Source organism: Actinomycetospora sp., assembly GCF_055612215.1.
The window spans coordinates 1-1228 of record NZ_JBVPVA010001082.1; the positions used below are offsets into that span (position 1 = coordinate 1).

Here is a 1228-nt window from a genome sequence, read left to right on the forward strand (position 1 = left end):
CGTACCGGCGGCTGGCCTCGCCGAGGAACTCCGGCCGGGCGATCGCCGCGGTGTTGATCCCGACCTTGTCGGCCCCGGCGCGCAGCAGCTTGTCGATGTCGTCGTTGGTGCGCACCCCGCCCCCGACGGTCAGCGGGATGAAGACCTGCTCGGCGGTGCGGCGCACGACGTCGTAGGTGGTCTCCCGTTCCCCGGACGACGCGCTGACGTCGAGGAACGTGAGCTCGTCGGCCCCCTCGGCGTCGTAGAGCCGGGCCATCTCGACGGGGTCGCCCGCGTCGCGCAGGTCGACGAAGTTGACGCCCTTGACCACCCGCCCGGCGTCGACGTCCAGGCAGGGGATCACGCGGACGGCCACACCCATGTCGATCAGGATAGGCCGAAGGCCATGTGAACGTTTCTCGCCGTCGGGACGACGAAATTCATTCACATGCGCGGAGCGCCTCGGGCAGGGTGAACGCCCCCGCGTAGAGCGCCTTGCCGATGATCGCGCCCTCGACGCCCACCTGGGCCAGGCCCGCGAGCGCCCGCACGTCGTCCAGCGTCGCGACCCCGCCGGAGGCGACGACGGGCGCCGACGTCCGCTCGCACACCGCCGAGAGCAGATCGGTGTTCGGGCCGGTGAGCGTCCCGTCGCGGCCGACGTCGGTGACCACGTAGCGCGCGCAGCCCTCGGCGTCGAGCCGGGCGAGGACGTCCCACAGGTCACCGCCGTCGGACACCCACCCGCGCGCGGCCAGCCGGTGCTCGCCGTCGCGGATCTTGACGTCGAGCCCCACCGCCACCCGCTCGCCGAACTCCGCGATGGCCTTTGCGCACCACGCCGGGTCCTCGAGCGCCGCGGTCCCGATGTTGACCCGCGCGCACCCGGTGTCCAGGGCACGGCGCAGCGAGTCGTCGTCGCGGATGCCACCGGACAGCTCGACCTTGACCGGGACCTGCTCGACGAGCGCCGCGAGCAGCGCCGCGTTCGACCCGCGCCGGAACGCCGCGTCGAGATCGACGAGGTGGATCCACTCGGCCCCGTCGTCGACCCATCCCCGGGCCGCGTCGAGAGGGTCGCCGTACCCGGTCTCGGTCCCCGCCTCGCCCTGGACGAGTCGGACGGCCTGGCCGTCGACGACGTCGACGGCGGGCAGCAGGTCGAAGCTCACGGAGAGCACCCTAGGGCCCCGGGTGAGCGGCGCCGTCCTCGCGTCGGATGCCAGGAACGTGCCGTTGCTGCCAC

2 protein-coding genes are annotated in these 1228 nt (G+C 73.0%); both read right to left on the bottom strand.

Annotation, left to right across the window (positions count from 1 at the left end; genetic code table 11):
- Positions 1-364, bottom strand: a 364-nt coding sequence (gene hisF, locus AC0CYZ_RS29190; RefSeq protein ID WP_472221615.1) for an imidazole glycerol phosphate synthase subunit HisF, incomplete at its 3' end; no start/stop codon positions are given.
- A gap of 58 nt (positions 365-422) precedes the next feature.
- Complete coding sequence (gene priA / locus AC0CYZ_RS29195; RefSeq protein WP_472221616.1) at positions 423-1154, bottom strand: bifunctional 1-(5-phosphoribosyl)-5-((5-phosphoribosylamino)methylideneamino)imidazole-4-carboxamide isomerase/phosphoribosylanthranilate isomerase PriA; 732 nt, start codon at positions 1152-1154, stop codon at positions 423-425.
- Between the last annotated feature and the right edge of the window lie 74 nt (positions 1155-1228).